The organism is Leptotrichia sp. oral taxon 417 (genome assembly GCF_013394865.1).
GTDB classification, from domain to species: domain Bacteria; phylum Fusobacteriota; class Fusobacteriia; order Fusobacteriales; family Leptotrichiaceae; genus Leptotrichia; species Leptotrichia wadei_A.
In genome coordinates this window covers 1,580,461-1,602,998 of record NZ_JABXYV010000001.1, presented here as the reverse complement: position 1 = coordinate 1,602,998, position 22,538 = coordinate 1,580,461, and the positions used below count along the sequence as shown (strand labels likewise).

Genomic DNA, 22,538 nt, shown 5'->3' with positions numbered 1-22,538 from the left:
TTTTTTAATAATTTTTCTTCAAAAGCCCAACTACATCCCTAACTTCATCCATCTTGGCAGTCGCAATACTTCTAGCCTTAACTGCACCTTCATGTAAGATTTCATAAACATAATCCATATTATTTTCCAGCTCTTCACGTTTTTTCTGGAATGGTGCGAAATAATCCATGAATTTGTCAAATAATTCATTTTTGGCATGTCCATATCCAAAGTTTCCTGCTCTGAATTTTTCTTTCAATGCCTCTACTTCTGCTTCTGTTGCAAAAAGGGCATATAATTTTGTAATGTTATTGTCAGGATCTTTTGGCTCTTCTAAAGGCGTTGAATCTGTTACAATGCTCATGATCTGTTTTTTCAATGCTTTTTTTGAACCAAACATATTTATTACGTTTCCATAGGATTTACTCATTTTATCGCCATCTGTTCCTGGCACAGTTGCTACGTTTTCAACGATTTTTTCCTTTGGTAATTTAAAAATTTCCTTTTCGTAAGTTTCATTAAATTTAATGGCAATATCACGAGTTATTTCCACGTGCTGCTTTTGATCTTTCCCAACAGGCACAATATCAGGTGAGTACATTAAAATATCAGCCGCCATAAGTATTGGATAAGTAAATAATCCTACATTTGGCTTAATTCCTTTTGCGATTTTATCTTTATAAGAATGAGCTCTTTCCAATAGCCCCATTGGAGAAATATTTGATAAAATCCAAGATAATTCTGTATGTTCAGGCACATCCGACTGTAAAAATAATGTGGATTTTTTAGGATCTAGACCCAAAGCCAAATAATCTAAAATTACGTTTATTGTGTTAGATTTTAAATCTTCCCCTTTTGGCGAAGATGTCAGAGCGTGATAATTTGCTAAAAAATAGAAACCTTCATATTCATCCTGCAATTCCACAAATTGCTTAATTGCTCCAAAATAATTCCCAATATGTAAAATACCGCTGGGTTGAATACCAGACAAACTTCTCATAAAAACCTCCATAATTTGTTTAAATATTTTTATTCTAAAACTTAATTAATTTAATTTTAAAAAAGTTAAAATATGTTTTAATAATATGTCAATATTATATCACTAAAAAAATTTTTTGTAAAACATTAAAATATAGTTCATTCTATTGATTTTAAAATATAACTTTGATATAATATGCTCAAATTGAGATATGAAAAGGAGAAGTTTATAAAATGAACAGAAATAGATTAACAAAAATATTGTTGCTTATTGTTATTGTACTATTTGGACTTGGAAAAATGTATTTTGGAAGAAACAGTAATAAAATAAAAAATGATTTTTCAAAAGGATTTGTTGCACAAGATGAAAAAAGCAGAAAATTTGCCAAATGGGAAAATAATAAAAAAAATGAGAATAAGAAAAATAGTGCTGAAAAACAATATAAAAGTGATGAAAAATTAGAAAATAAAAAATATAAAATTGATTATGAACATGTGATTGGCGGGGATGAGAATTCGCAAGGGAAAGTTACGGGAGGACATTCGCTTTTACGTGGAGATGTCAGAATTGTGAAAAAGATTGGAAGTCCAGCTAAAAATGGGGTATATCGGGCAAGCATTGAAGTAAAGAAAAAAGATGGAACTTGGCAAGTAAAAACATCTAATGGTGGAGTAAATACGATGTTTCCAGAAAATTGGGATGAAGCTAGAATTATTGATGAAATAAATTCAGCCTGGGAAAATAGAAAAGATTTAAAGGGCAGAGATAGCAATATGTGGCAAGGGATCAGCAAAAGCGGAGTTTTAATTCGAGGTTATAAAAGTCCTAGAATAACAGCTTATCCAGTTTATGAAAATCGTTAAAAATTAGTTTGAAGAAAGGAAAAGCGTAATGATTATAAAATTTAGCTATTATGATGATGAAGATTTTGGGCTGATTGCATTTCCAGAAATAAAATTTTCTGAAGTAGAAATAGAAAAAAATAATAAAAAAAATAGATCTTTGGAAAAAAAGAAAAAAGAATATACAAAATATTTAATAACTGGAATAATGGAAGATTTTCCAGATACAGAAATAATTGATATCCTATTGCCTAAATTGGAACAAGTTGAAAGTGGGGAATTACGTGAAATTACTTGGGATGGACAGGCTTTTCAGCATAAAATTAATAAAAATAGAGTAGAATTTGAGCATACGATTTTTGGGATTTGTGAGGAATATCCGCTGTGGAGCTGTAAGTTTGAGGAGTATAAAAAAGTTTTGGAAAGCTGGAAAAGGTTTTTGGGGATGGAATTCGATTTAAAAAGCGAAATTGTGGTGGAGATTTAATAAAAAATCTTTATTACAATTTAAAAATTTTATGGTATAATATATTTACTAAGAGGAAAACCTTGTAGGGTATAAATTGTGACTAAAAAAAATAGCGATGGAAAGACTAGATTTTTCTAGTCTTTTTTGTTACGTTAAAAAAAATAAAAAAGACTATCAAAAGAATTAAATTTTTTCTAAAAGATAGTCTAATTATTTTATTTATTTCTAAATTATATTTTATCAGGTTGTTAAAATTAAGGTCTTAATTTTGCCAATTCTTCTAAATCAAGATCAGCATCGTAATCTACGTTGTCAAAGTCAAATCCGTTTAATTGCATGAATTCTTCCCTTGCTCCAGCGTAATCACTTATTTCCTTAAAGTTTTCTGGAGTTACTTTGTCCCAAAGTGTTTCTACTTCAGCTTGAACGTCTTCACGCATTTCCCAGTTATCTGGACGTAATCTTCTTTCTTCGTCAATTACTGGATGATTTCCATAAACCATTTGAGTTAATAATCTATGTTTTTGCTGAATTGTACCTTCGTGAATACCTTTTTCCTTCATTACTTTATAAAGCAATGCCGCATATAATGGGAAAATAGGGATAACTGCACTTGCTTTTGTCATTAATGCCTTACTTAATGAAACATAAGCCTCTCCATTATATTTTTCCTTCAAAAAGTCATTTAAAATATCAGAAGTATGTTCCAAATCTCTTTTTGCCGCTCCAATTGTACCTTCCTTGTAAATTCCGTAAGTTACTTTTGGACCTAAATATGAGTAAGCAACTGTTTTAAAGCCTTCAGAAAGAACGCCACCTTTATCAAGTGCTTCAATCCATAATTTCCAGTCTTCTCCACCCATAACTTTTATAGTACTTTTAATTTCTTCAGGAGTTGCAACACCCATTGTTGTCTCTTCCATAGTTTCCTTTTCAAAATTGATAGTTGGGCCTGTAATTTCTTTTGTAGTAGATTTTAATGCTGAACGGTAAGTTACGCCATCAATAGGATCAGTTCTAACTCCACTTGCTAAACTGTAAATTAACAAATCAATTTTTCCACCAAATTCTTCTTTAATAAATTTTATTACATCATCTTTCATTTCAAATGAAAAAGCATCACCAATGAAATTCTTATATTTTAATCCTTCCTTTTCAGCAGCTTCATCAAATGCAATTGTGTTCCACCATCCAGCAGATCCAGTTCTTTTCCCTTCTATACCTTTTTCAAATGCCACTCCAATAGTTTCAGCTCCAGCACCAAAAGCAAGGGAAATTCTTGTTGCAAGCCCATAGCCAGAAGAAGAACCAATAATTAGTACTTTTTTTGGACCTTCATACTTATCTTGAGATTTTACATAATCAATTTGTCTTTTTACAAATTCCTTTGCTCCAATTGGGTGGTTTGTAAGTGCTAAACCACCTTTTAATCTAGGTTTTATAACCATTTATTTTTTCCTCCTAAAATTATTTATTATATCATTTTTTATTTTTTAAAATACATATATTTAAAATGATAACATATTTTAAGCCACGTTTTCAAGAAATATTTTAAATTAAGTAAAAATAAATAACTTTGATTATCAAAATATTTTTAAAAATATTGACTAAAATAAATTATGTGGTAAACTAATAAAGAAGATAGAAGTATCAAAAAAATTTAAAAATAATATGGAGATGAGTAAAATGGGAATGACTATTGATTTTACAGGAAAAACAGTTTTAGTGACAGGAGCAGCAAAAGGTTTAGGAAAAGATATGGCATTACTTTTTGCATCTTGTGGAGCAAATGTTCATATTGGTGATTTTAATACAGAAGAAGCTGAAAAAACAGTTGCTGAACTTAAAAATTTTGGAGTAAAAGCAGATTTTACAAAATGTGATGTTTCAAATGAAGAAGAAGTTCAAAAAATGGTAGAAGATGCAAAAGCGTTAGGAAACGGGAAATTAGATGCGGTAGTAAATGCAGCTGGAGTAATTTCTATACAAGACTTGCTTTATACAAATGCAAAAGAAATGCAAAGAGTACTGAATATTAATGTTGTAGGATCTGCATTAGTTTTGAAACATTCTTTGGAAATTATGATGAAGCAAAAATCTGGAAATATAATACTGGTGTCATCAATTGCTGGTAGAGAAGGAATGGATATGCTGCAAATTTACTGTGCTTCAAAAGCAGGAGTTACTTCATTGGTACAAAGTGGAGCAAGAAGAGGAGCACCGTATAATGTCCGTGTAAACGGTATCTTGCCAGGAATTATCCGTACATCAATGTGGGAAGAAATATTAGATGGAATGTCACATAACTGGGATCCTAACAATAAAGAAGAAGTATCACCAGAAGTTCGTGAAGAATTGTGGAAAAAATCTGTAGAATCACTAATACCTTTAGGTCATGCTCAAAGTGGAAAAGACATAGCATACGCAACTGCTTTTTTAGCTTCTGATTTTGCAAAGGAAATCACAAGTGAATGCTTGTCAATTGATGGTGGAACTACTGTTGGAAGATAGGAAACTTCATAAATAGTAAATTTTATTAAGTGTGTTAGAACACTCGTTGTTTAGCCATGAGATGAGTAACACCAACATTGAAAATGTTGCTTTAAAATTTGCAATATTACTAATATATTTGGGTTTAAAATATAATATACAGATAAAAAGTAGCAGTGTAGACATAATGTCTTATCTAGTAGTGGCTATTGTGGACTAGCCAAAAAGAATAAGGATTTTAAAATCAAACTTCTTAGAAGATAACTTACTTTTTCAGTTATCTTATGAAGTTCTCGACTTTTAGTCGTGAGTAGTTCACAAAATAGCACAAGGAAACTCGGAATTGAAAATATGGGAGGAATTGTGCTATTTTTAAATTGGAAAAATATAAAAAGGAGAAGTAAAAATTGGACGATAAAAAATTAATGATTTTGGAAGAAAAGTTAAAAAATGAGTTGTCAGAAGATAAAATAAATTATATAAACAAATATAAATTAAAATTAAATGATAAAAGGCAATGGATGACGACTAAAAATAATGTTCCAGAAAGAGTCTATTTTTCGCATAATTTTATCTTGAAAAATACGATATTAGAAGTTATTTTTAGAAAATATCAACTATGTTATGCAAAATTAAAATACTTCAGAGAAAACCTTGATAAATTTTCATATTTTAAATATGATCCAAAATTAGGATTTATTGAAACAGAATTTTGGGATATTGAGTTTTTTTATCATAAAAAATCTGGAAAATATATTGACTTGAGATATTTGCAACAAATAACAGAGATAGAGGTGTTTTTAGAATTTGTAAATTGGCTAGAGAATTTATAGTGGAGGAGAGTTATTTAGAAATTAGAAAAATATTTTGAAAAATTGAAATAGATCCCATTTTTTGATATAATTTATTCATTAAAGTAAAAATTTTAAGAATAATCGAGGAGGGTTGTTATGATAAAAAGAATAGATACAAAAAGTGGGAAAACAATTTCATATGTATATAATTTAAAAGATGAAGATTATAGAATTGTATCTGAAAGATTGGAAATGGATGAAGATAAAATAAAAAATGTTATTGATGAAGAAACTTTCACTCCAAGAATTTCAAAATCAGACTGGGAAATTTATAAGCTGTATTATCCGACTGTGAAGAAACCTGTGATAGATAAAGAGATTACATCTTACGAGATTAATCCAATTGTAATTTGTATGAGAGAGGATAGGGTTGTCATTTTAGATGATGACTATTTTGAAGATTTTTATGATTTTGTTGAAGAATATGCTGAATTAAGAGATGATGTTCTTGAGGAAAATCGTTTTTTTCTAAATATGCTTCATAAAATTTCTCAAAGTCTTTATAAATATGTGCGACTTTTGATTGGTGAGCACGATAATATTGAAACAGTTTTAAGGGAACAGCAAAGCAATGAAAAATTGATTTCATTATCGGAAGTGGAGCAAGGCTTTTATGTTTACAATATTGCAATGAGAAACTTGGATTATGTCGTTGAGAATTTGAAAGAGGATGAGCAATTTGATCAATATGAAGAATATATGACAAGAATTTTACAAGAGATAAACTTTACACTTGATTTGTCGTCTTCATACTGTGAAATCTGTAAAACAACACGAGAAACATATTCATCATACATTGGCAATAATATGAATATTACAATGAAAGTTTTAGCAGCGGCGACAATACTAATTACAGTTCCAAATATGATTTTTGGATTTTATGGAATGAATGTGAAGTTACCGCTTCAAGACACAGGATTTTGGGCATTAGTCATAATTTTTGTGATAATGGTAGCTTTGATGGTTGTATTGTGGAAGTATTTGAAAGATAAGGTTTTGTAGAACGATATTATAATATTGTAATTTATAAATTTAATAAATTTTGAAGGATTAGTTTTTATGAAAAGTGAAGGCTAATCTTTTTTATTTTCGTATTTATTTGCTAAGTTATAACTTATAAAATTGTAAAAAATATATTTTTGTAAGTTATAACTGATAAAAATATTGATTTTTAATTTTTTGTAAGTTATAATTGAAAAGAGGTGATAAGATGTTAAAAAGAGATGAGTATATAAAACAAATAGTACCTTTTATTGATAAAGATGTGATAAAGGTTTTGACAGGAATAAGGAGAAGTGGAAAATCGGTTATGTTAAAACTTTTAATGGAGGAATTGAAAAATAGAGGAATAAATGAAAATCAGTTTATTTATATTAATTTTGAAAATTTGAAATATAGAAATCTAAAAAATTATGAGAGATTATATGATTTTATTTTAAATAAAGTTGATGATAAATATAAGAGCTACTATATTTTTTTAGATGAGATTCAAGAAGTGGAAGAATGGGAAAGATGTGTGAACTCTTTGAGGGTGGATGAAGACTTTAATTTTGATATTTATATCACAGGTTCAAATGCTAAGCTTCTTTCAGGAGAACTTTCGACATATCTGTCTGGGAGATATATTGAATTTGTTGTGTATTCGTTTTCATTTAAAGAGTTTTTTGAAATTATGAAAGAGAAAAATAAAGAAATAGATTTAAAAGAAGCATTTCAAAAATATGTAAAATTTGGAGGAATGCCATTTCTTCATAATTTGGATTATAATTTTGAAGCAAGTATGCAATATTTACAGGATTTGTATGCTTCCATTATATTAAAGGATATTACCCAGAGAAATAATATTAGAGATACAGATTTGCTTGAAAGAATAATAAATTATGTTATTATGAATATTGGAAATACATTTTCAGCGACATCAATTTCTAAATTTTTTAAAAGCGAGAATAGAAAAGTGGCAACAGAAACAATACTAAACTATATAAAGGCATGTGAAGAGGCATTTTTAGTTTACCGAGTTGCTAGAAATGATTTATTAGGAAAAAAGATACTGAATGTGAATGAAAAATATTACATAGCTGATCATGGGATAAGAGAAGCTATAATGGAAAATAATCAGAAAAATATAAATCAAGTACTGGAAAATATTGTGTATTTTGAAATGCTAAGAAGAGGATATAATATAAAAATTGGAAAGGTAGATAATCTTGAAGTAGATTTTGTCTGTAAAAAAAATGATGAAACGATATATATTCAAGTAAGTTATTTATTAGCTTCAGAAGATACAAAAGAAAGAGAATTTTCAGTTTTAGAAAATATTAAAGACAATTATCCAAAATATGTGCTGTCGATGGATGAATTTGATATGTCAAGAAATGGGATAAAGCATGTAAATTTGATAAAATTTTTAGTAAAATAAGCTAACTGCAAAAATTGAATAATTATAAAGAACAATATTGATTAAAAATAATATTTTTCAGTATTTTTTGTTATATAAAATACTGTTGCTAAAAGAAAAAAAGTAGGTATACTTATAGTAGAATAAAAACAATAAATAAAAAATCAAAGAAAGGAATGGTAATGATGAAAATAAACAAATTTATTGATCACACAATTTTGAAGGCGAGTGCTACGAGAGAAGATATAAAAAAATTATGCGATGAAGCAAAAGAATATGGATTTTATTCAGTTTGTGTAAATGGGGCAAATGTTGAGTATGCTTTTAGTCAAGTTAAGGATAGTGATGTAAAGGTTGCAGCAGTAGTTGGGTTTCCTTTGGGGGCTATGGCGACGGATGTAAAGGTATTCGAGGCGAAAAAGGCGATTAAAGATGGAGCTTCAGAAATTGACATGGTTATTAATGTTGGAGCATTGAAAGATAAGGATTATGAATTGGTGGAAAACGAAATTAGAAGAATTAAGGAAGCGATTGGAAAAAATATCTTGAAAGTGATTATTGAAACTTGCTATTTGACTGATGAGGAAAAAGTGAAGGCTTGTGAATTGGCTGTTAATGCTAATGCTGATTTTGTGAAAACTTCGACAGGTTTTGGAACAGGAGGGGCTACATTTGAAGATGTGGAACTTATGAAAAAAACAGTTGGAGATAAGGCTAAGGTTAAGGCAAGTGGTGGAGTGAGAGACTTTGAAACTGCGAAAAAATATATTGAATTGGGTGCTGAAAGATTGGGAACAAGTTCTGGGATTGCGATTGTGACTGGGGATGAAAACAAAAGTTCTGGATATTAAATTTTGAAAAAATATTTTTTTCTTTGAATAAAAAAAATTATGATAGCAAGGGGTCAATGCCCCTTGTCAAAAAATTATAATTTTTACAAATAATAAATTTTCTAAAAATAGGTGGGAAAGATGAAATTTAAAAATTATTTATTTTTTGTATTTTTGCTATTAATTTCTGTAGTTGGTTTTGGGAAAAATACGAATGCTCAAGAAATTTTATTGACTGATAACGGTGTAATTTTAAATTTAAGAGGGATTTTTAAGATGGATTGGGATAAAAGTGATCCAGATGTTCCTTGTTTTGCGACAGGATATGGTGAAATGCTATTTTATCCTGAAAATAAGGATATTGTGAATGGGAAACCGCTAGTTTTGAGGTTTAGAAATTTTGACTATAATAATCCAGATATGAATGTGGATTATGAAAAAGAAGCGTCTAAGGAAGAGAAAATTATTACTGAAACATTGAAGAAAAATTTTCCAGAAGAATATCAAAAAATGCAAAAAATTCGTAAAGGGAAATTTGAAGTTCCAGCGACAGTTAAGATAAAAAAAGTTTTGCCATATACTGAATGTGATTTTACGACTGTTTATGCTTATGCTACAGAATTAAAGAGAGTTGATGGTGCGAAATCGAAAATTACTGAAATAAAAACAAAAAAATCGAAGGATTCTGAAGAAGAATTTTCGGATCCGAATGAACCTTTTGATTTGAAAAAATATGAAGTGAGTTCGAAGGATGGATATGCGAATTTGCGTGAAAAACCGACAACAAACTCGAAAATTATTTCAAAAATGGATAACGGAACTGTTGTGAAATATATTACAAAATCTGGCGACTGGTATTATGTTTTTGATGTTGAGTATCCTGATGAAAGTAATAAACTCTCAAAAACAAAGGAATATCGAGGTTTTATTCATAAAAGCCAGTTGAAAAAATATGTTGATTAAAAATTTGAAAATATAAGAATTTCATACAAAAATTTTATACTAAATATCATTTGAAAAATAGGAAAATATTTTATTTATTTTTTGATAAGGAGTTTTGATTTCTCATTAAATAAGATTTATATCTAATGGGAAATAGTATGAAAATATAGAAAAAGGAAGAGAAAAAATGACTTTTGAAGAAATAGAGAAATTTTACAAGAAAGACACGATTACGGTAGCAAAGGAGTTACTTGGAAAAATTTTGATTTCAAAAAGTGAAAATGAGATATTTGCTGGATACATTGTTGAAACAGAGGCGTATTTGGGTGAATTTGACAGAGCGGCTCACGGTTATGGGAAAAAACGGACTCCAAAAGTAGAAGCGTTATTTGAAAAAGCTGGAACTGTCTATATTCACTCAATACACTCTCATAAAATGCTAAATATTGTGACTTGTGAAAAAGAAAATCCGCAAAGTGTATTAATTAGAGCAATAGAGCCAATTTTGAATGTCAAAAGAATGGAAGAAAATCGTGGAAAAAGTGGAATTTTAGTGAGTAATGGTCCAGGAAAATTTACAAAGGCATTTGGGATTGACGACAGATTTTATAAGACGGAAATTCAGATTGTTGAGAAAAATATGTTTGAAATTGAAAATTTTTCTGAAAAATTAGAAAATAAAAATTTTAAAATTAAATATGACATTTCTAAAATAAATGAGAAATATTTGTATCTTGATTTTGAAAATGCTAAAATTCCTAAGAAAATAGGTACTTCTGCGAGAATTGGGGTTCCGAATAAAGGTGTTTGGACTGAGAAAAAGTTGAGATTTTTTGTGGAAGGAAATAGGTTTGTTTCTGGGATGAGGAAAGCGGATATGAAAGATGATGTTTGGGAGTGAGATGTTTTATTGTAATTTTTGTTTGAAAAGAAATTTATAAAATTGAATTTGAATCGAAAGGAGAATATGTGAAGAAAAATATCTTAAAAGTATTGTTATTTCTAGTTTTGGGAAATGTGGGATTTGGAGATGCTGCTCAAATTTTAGGAGATTATTATTCGATAGACAAAGGAAAGGTTTATTATGGAAACAAAATTTTGGAAGGAGCAAATCCGAAAACTGCTGAGTTGATAGGATTTTCTCTTTTAAAAGATGATGAGAATGTTTATTACATGGGTGAAAAAATAAAAGATGTAAAAATTAAAAATTTTGAAAAATTAGGTAAAAATTATTGGAAAAATGATAATAAAATTTATTATCGGGATGAAAAAATAGAAAATGCTGATATTATGAGTTTTAAAGTTTTAAATGAATATTTTGCGAAAGATAAAAATCATATTTATAGAGGAAGTGAAGCAATAGATTCTTCATTATCTGGAAAAATTAAAGATCCTAAAACATTTGAATTTTTGCCAAATGGAATAATAAATGCTACATTGTATGGAAAAGATAAATATAATGTATATTATATTGAAAATAAAATGATAAATTGTTTTGATACATACTATTCTATTTATGAAGTAAAAGGAATTAATAAAGATAAAGTAGAACTTTTGAATGATTGGTTTATAAAAGATGATAAAAATATTTATTTTAAGGGAAAAATTTTAGAAGGTGCAGATTATAATACATTTGAAGTGCTTCCAAATGGAAATGGAAAAGATAAAAATCGAAGTTATGAATATTTGACTAAAGATGAATGGAAATGGTTTTAATCAAGAAAAAATTAATTATTTATAAAAATAAAAAAGATAGGAAACAAAAATGGAATTTAGAATTATAACATACAATATTTTTGGGGCAAGACTTACCAATGGAAGGGAACTTGCTCGGAGCTTGAAAAAATATAATCCAGATTTTATCGGACTTCAGGAAGTTGATAGAAATACGAAGAGAAGCAAATTTCGGGATGTTGTACAGGAAATGGCACAGGAATTGGGTTATCATTATCATTATTTTCAGAAAACGATGGATTTTGATAAAGGTGAGTTTGGAATTGCGTTTATTTCAAAGTATGATGTGAAAAATATTTACATTCATCAGCTACCTGGAAAAAGCAAGGAAAAAAGGCAAGTTTTGGCAGCTAGATTGAATACTTCAAAATTTAAAAAGAAAATTTTAGTTGTGAATACACATCTTGATAACAGTTTGGACAATAAAAATGAGGAATTGGATGATTTATTTACTGCAATTGAGAGATTTAAGGGCGATGTGAAGTTTTTGTGTGGAGATTTTAATCTTTTACCAACGACAGAATATTATGCGAAAATCAGGAAAGATTGGAATGACAGCTATTTTCAAGGTAGAGATTTGGAAAATAAGAAAAACTCAGAAAATAGGGAGATTGAAACAGCTAGAATTGATTATGTGATGGTGAAAAAAGGGACAGATTACAAAGTAAAAAAGAGTTTTTATATTAACGATGATTCAAGGAATTGGACGAAATTGTCGGATCATCTGCCGTATATGGCGGTTTTTGAGGTGGAGTAAGTTTGTTGGGAATGATTTTGAGATTTTTGAAATAGAGTAAAATTTTGAAATAATGAAGTATTGTTGTAATTTTTGTTGATGTGTGGAAAATAATATTAACAAGAAATAGAAAAAATGACTGATATTTTGACTGATAAAATGACTGATAAAGAGCTACAAAGGCTGAAAATATTGGAAATGTATTTTGAGAAAAATAATTATATTGATAGTAGTGAGGCTCAAAAGATTTTGAATGTTTCGGATTCTACGGCGAGAAGATTTTTGAATAAACTTGTGAAAGGTGGGATTTTGGAAGCGGTTGGAGAGAAGAAAGGGATAAAATATAGGAAGAAATAATAAAATATGGAGATAAATTGAATGAAAATAAGATATTCAAAATTTGAAATTAATATGTGGGATATATTTTTTCTAGTAATATATTTAAGTCATTTATTAGGAGGAATTGATATTTTATTTAATAAAAAAGAAAAGGTTGGAATAATTTTTTTGGTTATTGGAATAAGTTATTTTGTTTATAGATTTCTTTTGGTAATGATTATTAAAAGTAAGATGAAATTTGATTTTTTTGATTATGAAGTGAAAATAAAAGGTCTATTTTTTGAGAAAACTATTGAATATAGTGATATAAAAAAATTGATAGTGAGAAAAAATATACTAGGTTCTTATGATATTCTTTTGAATTTTGACAGTACAATAAGTGTTTATAAGTATTTATGCAATTTGATAACTGATGTTTCAATAGAAAATAATCATGAGAAAAGTTATGTTTTTTGTGATATAAAAAATAAAGATGAAATTTTGGAATATTTGTTGGGGAAAATAGGTTATCCAAAAAAAGAAATTCGTGAAAAAGTGAATGGAGAAAAATTATATGTGAAATATTCAATTTTTGAAAGATTTCATATGTTGTGCTGTTCAATATTTAGCATAGTATCAATTTTTTCGGTTGGAGTTGCTTGGGGGGATTTAGAATTAATGATTGAACTATTTGTAATAATAATATTATTACTAGTGATGATTATGATAAAATTTTTTAGAAAAGATTATATTATGAAAAGATATAGTAATTATAGTATATCAATATTTGAAAGGAAAAAAGGAATTTATATTGTAGACAGTTTTTTGGAAACAGATGAAAAAGTAGTGATTAATTATGAAAATTATTTTTATAAAAGGGATTATTATTATTTTCAGAATAATGTTATGCCTAAAAATTATAAAAAATATGATAATTGAAATTATAAAAATAACGATTTACAGGAATGAACGAAATTATTAGATTATTTATCATATTTAAATGGCTATGGATGGGCGGCTTTAATTGAAAGTTATTTGGAAAATAATTATCCAGAACTTTATGAAGATTATGATTCTGATCCTGAAGCTGGGGGATATGTTGGACGCTATTTTGGAAATACTAAGGAAAATTAGGAAAAAATACGGAAAGTGGCTGAAATAGTTGAGGATTTGATTGAAAATGAAGATAAAATTTATAAGTATATTAAAGAAAATGGAGATGATATTTTCTGGGATTCATTCTAGGTAAAAAAATAGAAATGAGGGAAAATGAAGATGGCGTTTAATGTAAATGATAATGGCGATATTGAGGATTTTGAAGTTGATTGGCTTGGGAAAAAAGTGTATGTGTCAATGGAAGAAGCTGAAATTTATGATAAGGAACTGGAAAAACAGATATCTTTTATTTTTAATAACATAAAAGAATGGGATGTTAAAATAAAAAATAGCATTGTAAAAAAATATTTAGGTATGGCAAACAGCCGTTTAAGAGAGAATAAATTGTCTGTTCCATTGGAGAACGTTATTCAAAAGTTGGGAAATAGTCTAACTAAATACGATGTAGAAAATGCTAGAAATGGAATTATTACAGAAAACTTTTTCTTTCAAAATTTAACAATTGATGAAATAATGCCATATTCTATTAGTCAATTTAGTGTGTGGGCTTACGATGAAGTACTTTTTGATGGATATATGTTTATAACTGATGCTGAGATTTATGAGAAAGTTGTTTTTGACGATTTGACAAATATTTATAAAAAATCATAATTTTGAAAAGGAATTATCACAATGAAGAATAAGGATTGCATTGAAGGATTTATTAAAGGTGTCTCAATGTGTTGGATAATGGGATGAAGATTTATCCTGAATATACAGCAATATATATTTATACATTTTTTATTGATAATGATAAAAATAATGATTTGAATGAAATAATAAAGAAAAAATTATTGCAATATTATGAAAATATTTCATTTGAGAAAAAAGACGATAATATTAGAAAAAAATTGGAAAAATTGAATATTGTTTTCAAAAAAAATAGAAAATACGAAAAGCTGATAAAACAAAATGAAACAAAAACTGGTTACGATAGAATTTCTGAATTTATTAAATTGCAAACAGAATTTACTGTTGAGGAAATAATTGAAAATTTAGAAAATAAAGCAGATAAAAAGGAACAATACTGGAATGTAAGACATTTTTTTTATCAAATAACACATTGGTTTGGTGAGCCTGTAAATTTTTATTTAGCGATAAAGAAATATGAAGATATTTTAAGTGAATTTTATGCATATAATGTTTTTTCAGCTGGAATAATACGGTACAAAGAACATTTATTAATGATTGTTTATGGTTCTGATGAATAAAAAAATCTTAAAATCAATTGCTTTTAAAACAGATAAAAGATATAATTAAATAAAAAAGAAAGGAAGATAAAAAATGAAAAAAATAGAAAGAATAACAATAATAGTTTTAGACAGTGTTGGAGCAGGAGAATTGCCTGATGCGAATTTGTTTGATGATTGCGGATCAAATACTTTAGGGAATATGGCGAAAGCTCATGGTGGAATGAGTTTGCCTAATATGGGTAAATTAGGACTTGGAAATATTACTGAGATTGAAGGAACTCCAGCTGTGGAAAGTGCTGAAGGGGCCTATGGAAGAGCGATTGAGGTGTCGCATGGAAAAGATTCTACGACTGGACATTGGGAAATTGCTGGTGTGCCATTGGAAAGACCGTTTCCAAACTATCAAAATGGATTTTCAGATGAAGTTATAAAGGAATTTGAAGAAAAAACTGGAAGAAAAGCTATGTTGAATAAGCCAATTTCAGGGACTGTAGCGATTGATCAATATGGAGAAGAACAAATTAAAACTGGAAATTGGATAGTTTACGGTTCGGCAGATCCTGTGTTTCAGATTGCTGCGAATGAAGAAATTATACCATTGGAAGAACTTTACAAAGCGTGTGAAATTGCACTTGAAATTTGTAATGAAAAATCGCCTGTGGCAAGGGTAATTGCAAGACCTTATGTTGGTAAAAAAGTTGGAGAATTTAAAAGAACTGCAAACAGACACGACTTTTCGATTGATCCGCCAAAAGAAACAATGCTTGAAAGATTGGAAAAAGCTGGACTTGATGTAGTTGGAATTGGAAAAACGAGCGACTTGTTCAATGGAAAAGGAATTACAGACAATAGAAAAGCTAATCAGGATAATTTAGATGGAATTAAGAAAACAATTGCAGCATTGAAGGAAGATACAAAAGGATTGATTTTTACTAACTTGGTTGACTTTGATGCTGTTTATGGGCATAGAAGAAATGTGGAAGGTTATGTAAATGCTTTGATTGAATTTGACAATTGGTTGCCTGAAATCGAAAAGAACTTGAAAGATGATGAAATCTTGATTATCACTGCCGATCACGGAAATGACCCTACTTATAAAGGGACTGACCACACAAGAGAGTACATTCCAATATTGATTTACGGTAAAAATGTTAAAAAGAATGTAAATATTGGAACTAGAAAAACTTTTGCTGATATTGCGGCAACTGTTGAGGAAATTTTGTTGGGGACTGAAAAAGAAGGAAGTTTTGCGAAAGAGATTTTGGAAGACTAGGAAATAGGTAAATGTGGGTTAACAAAAAGATAGCAAGAAGTCTCCGACTTTTGTAAGTGGGAGATAAATTGCTTTTTTTGTAAAAAAATTAAAAAAAAATATACATATGGATACAATATCAAAAGGAGGTGTAATTTTATGAAATATAATTTAGCATTCAAATACAGAATTTATCCAAGTAAGGAGCAAGAATTATTGATAAATAAGACTTTTGGATGTGTTCGTTTTGTTTACAATACGATTTTGTATATTGCTAATAAAATTTATGAAGAAACTGGGAAAAATAAAATAATTACACCTGCTAGTTTGAAGAGTGAAAATCAATTTCTAAAAGAAGTAGACAGTCTGGCACTTTCAAATGCTCAATTAAATGTAAAACTATCATTTACGAATTTCTTTCAAAAGAGAGCAAAGTTTCCAAGATTCAAATCTAAAAAGAATACTGTTAAAAGTTACACGACAAATTGTGTGAACAATTCGATACGAATTGAGGAAAACAAATATTTGATTTTGCCAAAATTGAAAAAAGTAAAATTGAAATATCATAGAGAAATACCAAAGGATTACAAGATAAAGTCAGTAACATTGATAAATAGTAATGGAAATTATTATGTTTCTATTTTGACGGAATTTGGAAAGGAAATTCAAAAGGTAGCTAGTAATGATAAAGTAATTGGACTTGATTTCTCAATACCTGAATTATTTGTCAGTTCTGAAAACCAAAGAGCTGATTATCCAAGATATTTTAGGATGTTGGAGAAAAAATTGAAGAAATTACAGAAATCGTTATCAAGAAAAGTGAAATTTTCTAAAAATTGGTATAAACAAAAAATGAAAATATCAAGATTGCATGAGTATATCAAAAATTGCCGAAGGGATTTTTTGCATAAATTATCGAAAAAATTGTCTGAAGAATACAATGCCGTGGTTGTTGAGGATTTGAATATGAAGGGGATGAGCCAGGCATTAAATTTTGGGAAAAGTGTAGGAGATAATGGATGGGGAATGTTTTTGAGAATGCTTGAGTATAAACTGATGTTTTTAGGGAAACAATTTTTGAAGATAGATAAGTGGTTTCCATCGTCGAAAACTTGCAGTAAATGTGGAAATGTTAAAGAGAAACTGGAATTATCAAAAAGAAGTTATAAATGTGAGTGCTGCGGGATTGAAATTGATAGAGATTACAATGCGGCATTGAATATAAAAAACATTGGAAAAGCGATGTTGGAATATTAAGAAAATAAAAGAAAACAGGGCAGGGACTGCCCGAAGAGCTTGGTAAATATATTTGGCTAACAAAAGCAGATACTTCCCAAGAAGCTCCCGCTTCTAAAAGTGGGAGTAGTTCACAGATAGGGATAGCATTTTATGGGAAGAAAGTAAAAGTTTTTAGTAAATAAATTAGATTAAGAAGCATTAAGTAGGCGATAGATATGAAACCAAAAAAATTTTCAATAAATTTTATTCATAGACCAGAATTTTTTTATGCAGCTTTTGAATTGGAATTAAAAATTGAAGGAAAAAATATTTGTGAATTTACAGTTGATGGGAAAATAGAAAAGGATACAGCAAATTTAATATTTTTATCGGATTGGTTTGAGAATAATTTAAAATTTATTTTGAGTGAAGAAGATAAGTTTCCGTATAAAATAAAAGGAAATTGTGGAATTGAAATAATAGAAAAAGCATATGAAATGGGAAATAAGAATCATGAAGAGATAGAATGGTTTGAAAAAATTCATGAATGGAGTGAACGGCATTTATGGACTTTTTCAGGACTCGAAATGGTGTATCCTGATGTAATGTTTAGAAAAATTAATGATAAAATAGAAGTTTCTTGGGATAGTACAAATAAATATAGAGATAATATGACATATAAAATTGAATTTACTAATTTAAAAGGAAAATCTTTTATTAAAATCGAAGAGTTTAAAAAGGAAATATTGAAATTTATTGAAAAAATAAAAAATATTTATAAAATTATAACAGATAAAATGAAATCAATTTTTTATGGAGAGTATTTTAATAGTGAATATTTATACAAGAGAGAAGAAACAAATAATTTACAGGAAAATTTTTTAAAAGAAATAAATAATTTAGGTTATAATTTTAATACAATTTATGACTTAATTCTTTTAGAAAAAAAACATAAAAATGTGATTCCAATTTTTAAAAAATATTTAAAATTATTTGATTTAGATACAAGAAAAAATTTAGTTAGATTTTTAGGTGTAAAGGGATTTGATGAAATAATTCCGCTTTTGGAAAATGAATTTTTGGAAAATGTAGATAAAGAATATAGAATATCAATAGTAAACAGTCTAAGATTAATAGAAAATGATGAGATGGCAAAGGATTATTTAAAAAAATTGATGAAGATATAAATTTTAAAAATAAAAAAAATTTATTAATTTATATTCCTGATTAATGATTTCATCATGATTTTCTAAATTAAATTTTTATAATGTAGGCTAATATTGAAGAATAATAATTAATTAATAACTTTAAAACAGTAGGTGATAATTATGAATAAAAATGAAGAAGAAGAACAAAAGTGGCTAAATTGGGCAATTGAACTGCAAAGTCTAGCACAAGCAGGACTTGCATATGGAAAAGATAAATTTGATATTGAACGATTTGAGAGAATTAGGGAGATTTCGGCAGAAATGGTGGCACACAAAACTGAGATTTCGGTGGAAAAGGTAAAGGATTTATTTTGTAATGAAGTTGGATATCAGACGCCTAAGATTGATGTGAGAGGTGTGATTTTTGAAGATGATAAAATTCTTTTAATTCAGGAAAGTAATGGAAAATGGGCATTGCCAGGTGGATGGGCGGATGTTTATCTTTCTGTGAAGGAAAATGTGTTGAAGGAAGTTAAGGAAGAAGCTGGGATTGAGGCTAGTGCTGAGATGATTATAGCTTTGCTTGATGTTACAAAAAATCAAGGTAAAAAGATACCGTATGGCATAACAAAAGTTTTTGTTTTGTGTGAATATTTGAGTGGAAAATTTGAAAAAAATATTGAAACGATTGACAGCAGATATTTTGGGATTAATGAATTGCCTGAACTGGAAACAAAGAAAATTACAGCTGAGCAAATAAAAATGTGCTTTGAGGCGAATAGAAATAGGGATAAATGGAAGGTTGTCTTTGATTAAGAGAGTATCCATAATTTTGTGTAAACTCAAAATATAATACATGGTAAAGAATGTCAGGGATTAGTTGAAATTTCATAAGTTGAAATTTTTTAGAAACAGGAATATTGTTTATTCTAATTGCTCTAGAAAGTAAAAAAATAGATTATTTTTATTAGTTTTGAGAGTATTCAATTTTTTTAAAAACTGTAAATCATCTAAATAAACAAATTAATTATTTTATTATACAAAAATTTGTACTCTCTTAATTTTGAAAATTTATAAAAAATTAGAAAAGGAAAAATAAAAAATGAAAATTAGAAAAGCAACAATTAATGATTTAGAAGAATTGACAAGAATTGAAGCAGAGTGTTTTCCTGCTGCGGAGGCGGCAACGGAAGAGAGTTTTCGTGGGAGATTGGAAGTTTATCCAGATTTTTTTTGGATTTTGGAAAATGAGGGTGGTAAAATTGTTTCGTTTGTAAATGGGATGGCTACGGATGATGAAATTTTGACTGATGAAATGTTTGAAAATCCTAATTTGCATGATGAAAATGGCGATTGGCAGATGATTTTTGGAGTGAATACGCTTCCAGAATTTAGACGGAGAGGCTATGCTGAGAAAGTTTTGAGAAAAGTTGTGGAAGATGCAAAAAATTTTGGAAGAAAGGGTGTTGTATTGACTTGCAAAGATAGGCTTGTTCCGTTTTATGGGAAGATTGGGTTTGTGAATGAAGGAGTATCAGAGTCGACTCATGGGGGTGCGGTTTGGTATAATATGAGGATTGTTTTTTAAAAAAATGAGAAATGAAAAAGTAGTATCGCTAAAAAATAGTTAATGTGATATAATAGGTTATAAATTAAAATCAAAAAGAACGGAGATGAGAAATGACAACAGGTGGAATAGAAACTTTTATAACGTTTGGAATATATTTAATATTTTTAATGGCGATAGGAGTATATTTTTATGTGAAAACGGATACTCACGAGGAATATATTTTAGGTGGAAGAGGTGTAGGTTACTGGGTAACAGCAATGTCAGCTCAAGCGAGTGACATGAGTGGATGGCTATTGCTAGGATTGCCAGGAGCCGTTTACTTATCAGGATTAAAGCAAGTCTGGGTTATAATAGGATTAATAATAGGAACTTATATAAATTGGAAAATAGTAGCACCAAGATTGAGAATGCAGACAGAAGAACACGAAGCATTGACAATTCCAACATTTATATCAAAAAAATCAAATGATACGAAAGGTTATGTAAAAACCTTTTCAGCAATTGTAATTTTATTTTTCTTTACAATTTATTCGGCATCAGGATTGGTTTCAAATGGGAAATTATTTGAATCGTTATTGGGAATTGATTACAAATTAGGAGTATTAGTAGGTGGAGGAACTATAATATTTTATACATTTTTAGGTGGATATTTGGCAGGAGTTTGGACGGATTTTTTTCAAGGAATATTGATGTTTTTTGCAATTATAATTGTTCCAGTTGCAGCGTATTTTGTAGTTGGAGGAAGTAGCGCTATTGATGTTGCAATGACTCAAAAGCATATTTCACTTAACTTGTTGAAATATCCAGAAGCACTTAGCGTACCAGTAATTATTTCTGGATTAGGTTGGGGACTTGGATATTTTGGACAGCCACACATAATTGTAAAGTTTATGAGTATAAACAGTGTAAATGAACTTTGGAAAGCTAGATTAATCGCAATGGTATGGGTTATAATTTCATTGGTTTGTTCTATCGCAATTGGTATTACGGGAATTGCTCTTTTCAAAAATGTTCAAGATCCAGAAAAAATCTTCATTTACATGATAGGAAAATTATTCAATCCTTGGATAGCTGGTATTTTATATGCAGCAATTTTATCAGCAATAATGTCAACAATTTCAGCACAATTGCTAGTTGCTTCAAATACTTTGACTGAAGATTTCTATAAATACATTGTTAAAAGAGAAAAAACGAATAAAGAACTTATTTGGGTTGGAAGAATTTGTATTATAATCATTTTTATAATTGCAACATCGTTATCAATGAATCCAAATTCAGAAGTATTGTCGTTAGTTTCATACGCATGGGCAGGTTTTGGAGCTGTATTTTCTCCAGTAATTTTATTTATTTTGTACAAAAAAGAAATGAACTGGAAAAATATTTTGATTTCAATGATTGTCGCTACAATTACAGTAATTTTCTGGAATCAAAGCGGACTTGGTAAAATAATTTATGAAATTGTACCAGGATTTTTAGTAAATATGTTTTGTTTGTATATTTTGGAAAAATTTAATAAGAGTAAAGAGTAAAAAATAAAAAATATAAAAAAGACTGATTTTAAAATTTAAAATTCTAAAATAGTCTTTTTTTATATATTAAAGTTCTTTTATTCTTAAAATATTAAATGCTTTTTATAAATTAAGATTGACGAGTACCTTTTTTGTTGTGGTCTTTTTGTTTTTCTTTATATTTTCTAACTTGTCTTTCCAATCTGTCGGATAGATCATCAATTGCTGCATATAAGTCTTTATTTTCAGCTTCTATTTTTATTTTTGTACCACTTGCGTAAACTAATCCATCAGCTTTGTGAACTGGACCTTCAGATTTTGTATCTTCGACAGTCAGAACAACATCGACTTCTGTGATAGCATCTGAATACTTGGAAATTCTGCTTATTTTTTCTTCAGTATAAGTTTTAATTGCATCTGTGACTTTAAGTTGTTTTCCGCTAATAATGATTTTCATAAATCATCACATCCTTTCATCTATGTCAATAATATTGTACCTTGAAAATTCAAAATGTCAATAGCGAAAATAAAATAATTAAAATTTTTTAGTAAAATATTGTAAAATTTTATTAAATTAAAGAAAAATAGGAAATGGAGATTTAAGAAATATTGGGAAAGTATACTATGAAGAAAGAAACTTATTTTGGCACAGAAATAATTTTTTTGGTATTGAAAAAATAGTAAAATTTTGTTATACTTTTAATAGGTAGGAATTTTACAGCAATACAAGATTTTTTAAGGGAAATATTTTATTGGAGGAAAGATGAAAAAAAGATTTTTTGTCAGAAGAGCATTCAGGATATTTTTTACTAGACAAATTGTAAAATTGTCTACTTTGTTATATAAAAAATATAAAAAATTAAATATACAAATATATGAAAAATCTGGGTAATCTTTTTTGCTTGGATTTTTATTTTTTATAA

At 28.4% G+C, this 22,538-nt stretch carries 25 protein-coding genes and 1 pseudogene; 23 read left to right on the top strand and 3 right to left on the bottom strand.

Annotated elements, in window-relative coordinates:
- Positions 1–4: 4 nt before the first annotated feature.
- Positions 5–979: a tryptophan--tRNA ligase gene (gene trpS / locus HW276_RS07380; RefSeq protein ID WP_178937995.1), complete on the bottom strand. Its 975-nt coding sequence runs from the start codon at positions 977–979 to the stop codon at positions 5–7.
- A 212-nt stretch (positions 980–1,191) separates the two neighbouring features.
- On the opposite strand from trpS, the gene HW276_RS07375 reads away from it, so the two are divergent.
- Both HW276_RS07375 and HW276_RS07370 read left to right on the top strand, forming a co-directional pair.
- Positions 1,192–1,821 carry an EndoU domain-containing protein gene (locus tag HW276_RS07375; protein WP_178937994.1) on the top strand — a complete coding sequence of 210 codons (630 nt, stop codon included), beginning with the start codon at positions 1,192–1,194 and terminating at the stop codon, positions 1,819–1,821.
- A 28-nt stretch (positions 1,822–1,849) separates the two neighbouring features.
- Positions 1,850–2,287, top strand: a complete 438-nt coding sequence (locus HW276_RS07370; RefSeq protein ID WP_178937993.1) for a hypothetical protein — start codon at positions 1,850–1,852, stop codon at positions 2,285–2,287.
- Positions 2,288–2,523: 236 nt separating this feature from the next.
- Here HW276_RS07370 and fabV read toward each other — a convergent pair whose 3' ends face one another.
- Positions 2,524–3,717, bottom strand: a complete 1,194-nt coding sequence (fabV, locus tag HW276_RS07365) for an enoyl-ACP reductase FabV (protein WP_178937992.1) — start codon at positions 3,715–3,717, stop codon at positions 2,524–2,526.
- A gap of 238 nt (positions 3,718–3,955) precedes the next feature.
- On the opposite strand from fabV, the gene HW276_RS07360 reads away from it, so the two are divergent.
- The 20 genes and pseudogenes from HW276_RS07360 to putP all read left to right on the top strand — a co-directional run bounded on the left by HW276_RS07360 (position 3,956) and on the right by putP (position 21,636).
- The gene (locus tag HW276_RS07360; protein ID WP_172617461.1) at positions 3,956–4,780 is read left to right on the top strand and encodes an SDR family NAD(P)-dependent oxidoreductase; all 825 of its coding nucleotides are present in this window, start codon (positions 3,956–3,958) and stop codon (positions 4,778–4,780) included.
- Positions 4,781–5,166: 386 nt separating this feature from the next.
- Entirely contained in the window at positions 5,167–5,592 is a 426-nt protein-coding gene (locus HW276_RS07355) for a hypothetical protein (protein WP_178937991.1), read from the top strand.
- A gap of 117 nt (positions 5,593–5,709) precedes the next feature.
- Positions 5,710–6,615, top strand: coding sequence for a CorA family divalent cation transporter (locus HW276_RS07350; RefSeq protein ID WP_178937990.1), 906 nt, complete (start codon positions 5,710–5,712; stop codon positions 6,613–6,615).
- Positions 6,616–6,823: 208 nt separating this feature from the next.
- Positions 6,824–8,032 carry an ATP-binding protein gene (locus HW276_RS07345; RefSeq protein WP_178937989.1) on the top strand — a complete coding sequence of 403 codons (1,209 nt, stop codon included), beginning with the start codon at positions 6,824–6,826 and terminating at the stop codon, positions 8,030–8,032.
- A 164-nt stretch (positions 8,033–8,196) separates the two neighbouring features.
- The gene (gene deoC / locus HW276_RS07340; RefSeq protein WP_178937988.1) at positions 8,197–8,862 is read left to right on the top strand and encodes a deoxyribose-phosphate aldolase; all 666 of its coding nucleotides are present in this window, start codon (positions 8,197–8,199) and stop codon (positions 8,860–8,862) included.
- Between the two features lie 120 nt (positions 8,863–8,982).
- Positions 8,983–9,804: an SH3 domain-containing protein gene (locus HW276_RS07335; protein WP_178937987.1), complete on the top strand. Its 822-nt coding sequence runs from the start codon at positions 8,983–8,985 to the stop codon at positions 9,802–9,804.
- Between the two features lie 166 nt (positions 9,805–9,970).
- A complete protein-coding gene (locus HW276_RS07330; protein ID WP_178937986.1) occupies positions 9,971–10,684 on the top strand; it encodes a DNA-3-methyladenine glycosylase in 714 nt (237 codons plus the stop codon).
- A 68-nt stretch (positions 10,685–10,752) separates the two neighbouring features.
- On the top strand, positions 10,753–11,499 hold the full coding sequence (locus HW276_RS07325; RefSeq protein WP_178937985.1) for a DKNYY domain-containing protein: 747 nt from the start codon (positions 10,753–10,755) through the stop codon (positions 11,497–11,499).
- 49 nt (positions 11,500–11,548) lie between these two features.
- Entirely contained in the window at positions 11,549–12,274 is a 726-nt protein-coding gene (locus tag HW276_RS07320) for an endonuclease/exonuclease/phosphatase family protein (RefSeq protein WP_178937984.1), read from the top strand.
- Between the two features lie 114 nt (positions 12,275–12,388).
- Complete coding sequence (locus HW276_RS07315; RefSeq protein ID WP_178937983.1) at positions 12,389–12,610, top strand: DeoR family transcriptional regulator; 222 nt, start codon at positions 12,389–12,391, stop codon at positions 12,608–12,610.
- A 21-nt stretch (positions 12,611–12,631) separates the two neighbouring features.
- Positions 12,632–13,510: a hypothetical protein gene (locus tag HW276_RS07310; RefSeq protein ID WP_178937982.1), complete on the top strand. Its 879-nt coding sequence runs from the start codon at positions 12,632–12,634 to the stop codon at positions 13,508–13,510.
- A gap of 66 nt (positions 13,511–13,576) precedes the next feature.
- Positions 13,577–13,705 (top strand): annotated as a pseudogene (locus tag HW276_RS11835) (Imm51 family immunity protein); the annotation flags it as partial.
- A 135-nt stretch (positions 13,706–13,840) separates the two neighbouring features.
- Complete coding sequence (locus HW276_RS07300) at positions 13,841–14,338, top strand: DUF2262 domain-containing protein (RefSeq protein ID WP_255460398.1); 498 nt, start codon at positions 13,841–13,843, stop codon at positions 14,336–14,338.
- A 68-nt stretch (positions 14,339–14,406) separates the two neighbouring features.
- Positions 14,407–14,937, top strand: coding sequence for a hypothetical protein (locus HW276_RS07295; protein WP_178937981.1), 531 nt, complete (start codon positions 14,407–14,409; stop codon positions 14,935–14,937).
- A 73-nt stretch (positions 14,938–15,010) separates the two neighbouring features.
- The gene (locus tag HW276_RS07290; RefSeq protein ID WP_178937980.1) at positions 15,011–16,192 is read left to right on the top strand and encodes a phosphopentomutase; all 1,182 of its coding nucleotides are present in this window, start codon (positions 15,011–15,013) and stop codon (positions 16,190–16,192) included.
- A 138-nt stretch (positions 16,193–16,330) separates the two neighbouring features.
- On the top strand, positions 16,331–17,428 hold the full coding sequence (locus tag HW276_RS07285; RefSeq protein WP_178937979.1) for an RNA-guided endonuclease TnpB family protein: 1,098 nt from the start codon (positions 16,331–16,333) through the stop codon (positions 17,426–17,428).
- 197 nt (positions 17,429–17,625) lie between these two features.
- A complete protein-coding gene (locus tag HW276_RS07280) occupies positions 17,626–18,576 on the top strand; it encodes a hypothetical protein (RefSeq protein ID WP_178937978.1) in 951 nt (316 codons plus the stop codon).
- 141 nt (positions 18,577–18,717) lie between these two features.
- On the top strand, positions 18,718–19,353 hold the full coding sequence (locus tag HW276_RS07275) for an NUDIX hydrolase N-terminal domain-containing protein (protein WP_178937977.1): 636 nt from the start codon (positions 18,718–18,720) through the stop codon (positions 19,351–19,353).
- 286 nt (positions 19,354–19,639) lie between these two features.
- Positions 19,640–20,125 (top strand): GNAT family N-acetyltransferase, encoded by a 486-nt coding sequence (locus HW276_RS07270; protein WP_178937976.1) that lies wholly within the window; start codon positions 19,640–19,642, stop codon positions 20,123–20,125.
- Between the two features lie 92 nt (positions 20,126–20,217).
- Positions 20,218–21,636: a sodium/proline symporter PutP gene (gene putP, locus HW276_RS07265; protein WP_178937975.1), complete on the top strand. Its 1,419-nt coding sequence runs from the start codon at positions 20,218–20,220 to the stop codon at positions 21,634–21,636.
- A 109-nt stretch (positions 21,637–21,745) separates the two neighbouring features.
- On the opposite strand, the gene hpf is transcribed toward putP, so the two are convergent.
- A complete protein-coding gene (gene hpf, locus HW276_RS07260; RefSeq protein ID WP_178937974.1) occupies positions 21,746–22,072 on the bottom strand; it encodes a ribosome hibernation-promoting factor, HPF/YfiA family in 327 nt (108 codons plus the stop codon).
- Between the two features lie 306 nt (positions 22,073–22,378).
- On the opposite strand from hpf, the gene HW276_RS11830 reads away from it, so the two are divergent.
- Positions 22,379–22,507, top strand: coding sequence for a hypothetical protein (locus tag HW276_RS11830; RefSeq protein WP_018497847.1), 129 nt, complete (start codon positions 22,379–22,381; stop codon positions 22,505–22,507).
- Positions 22,508–22,538 lie beyond the last annotated feature (31 nt).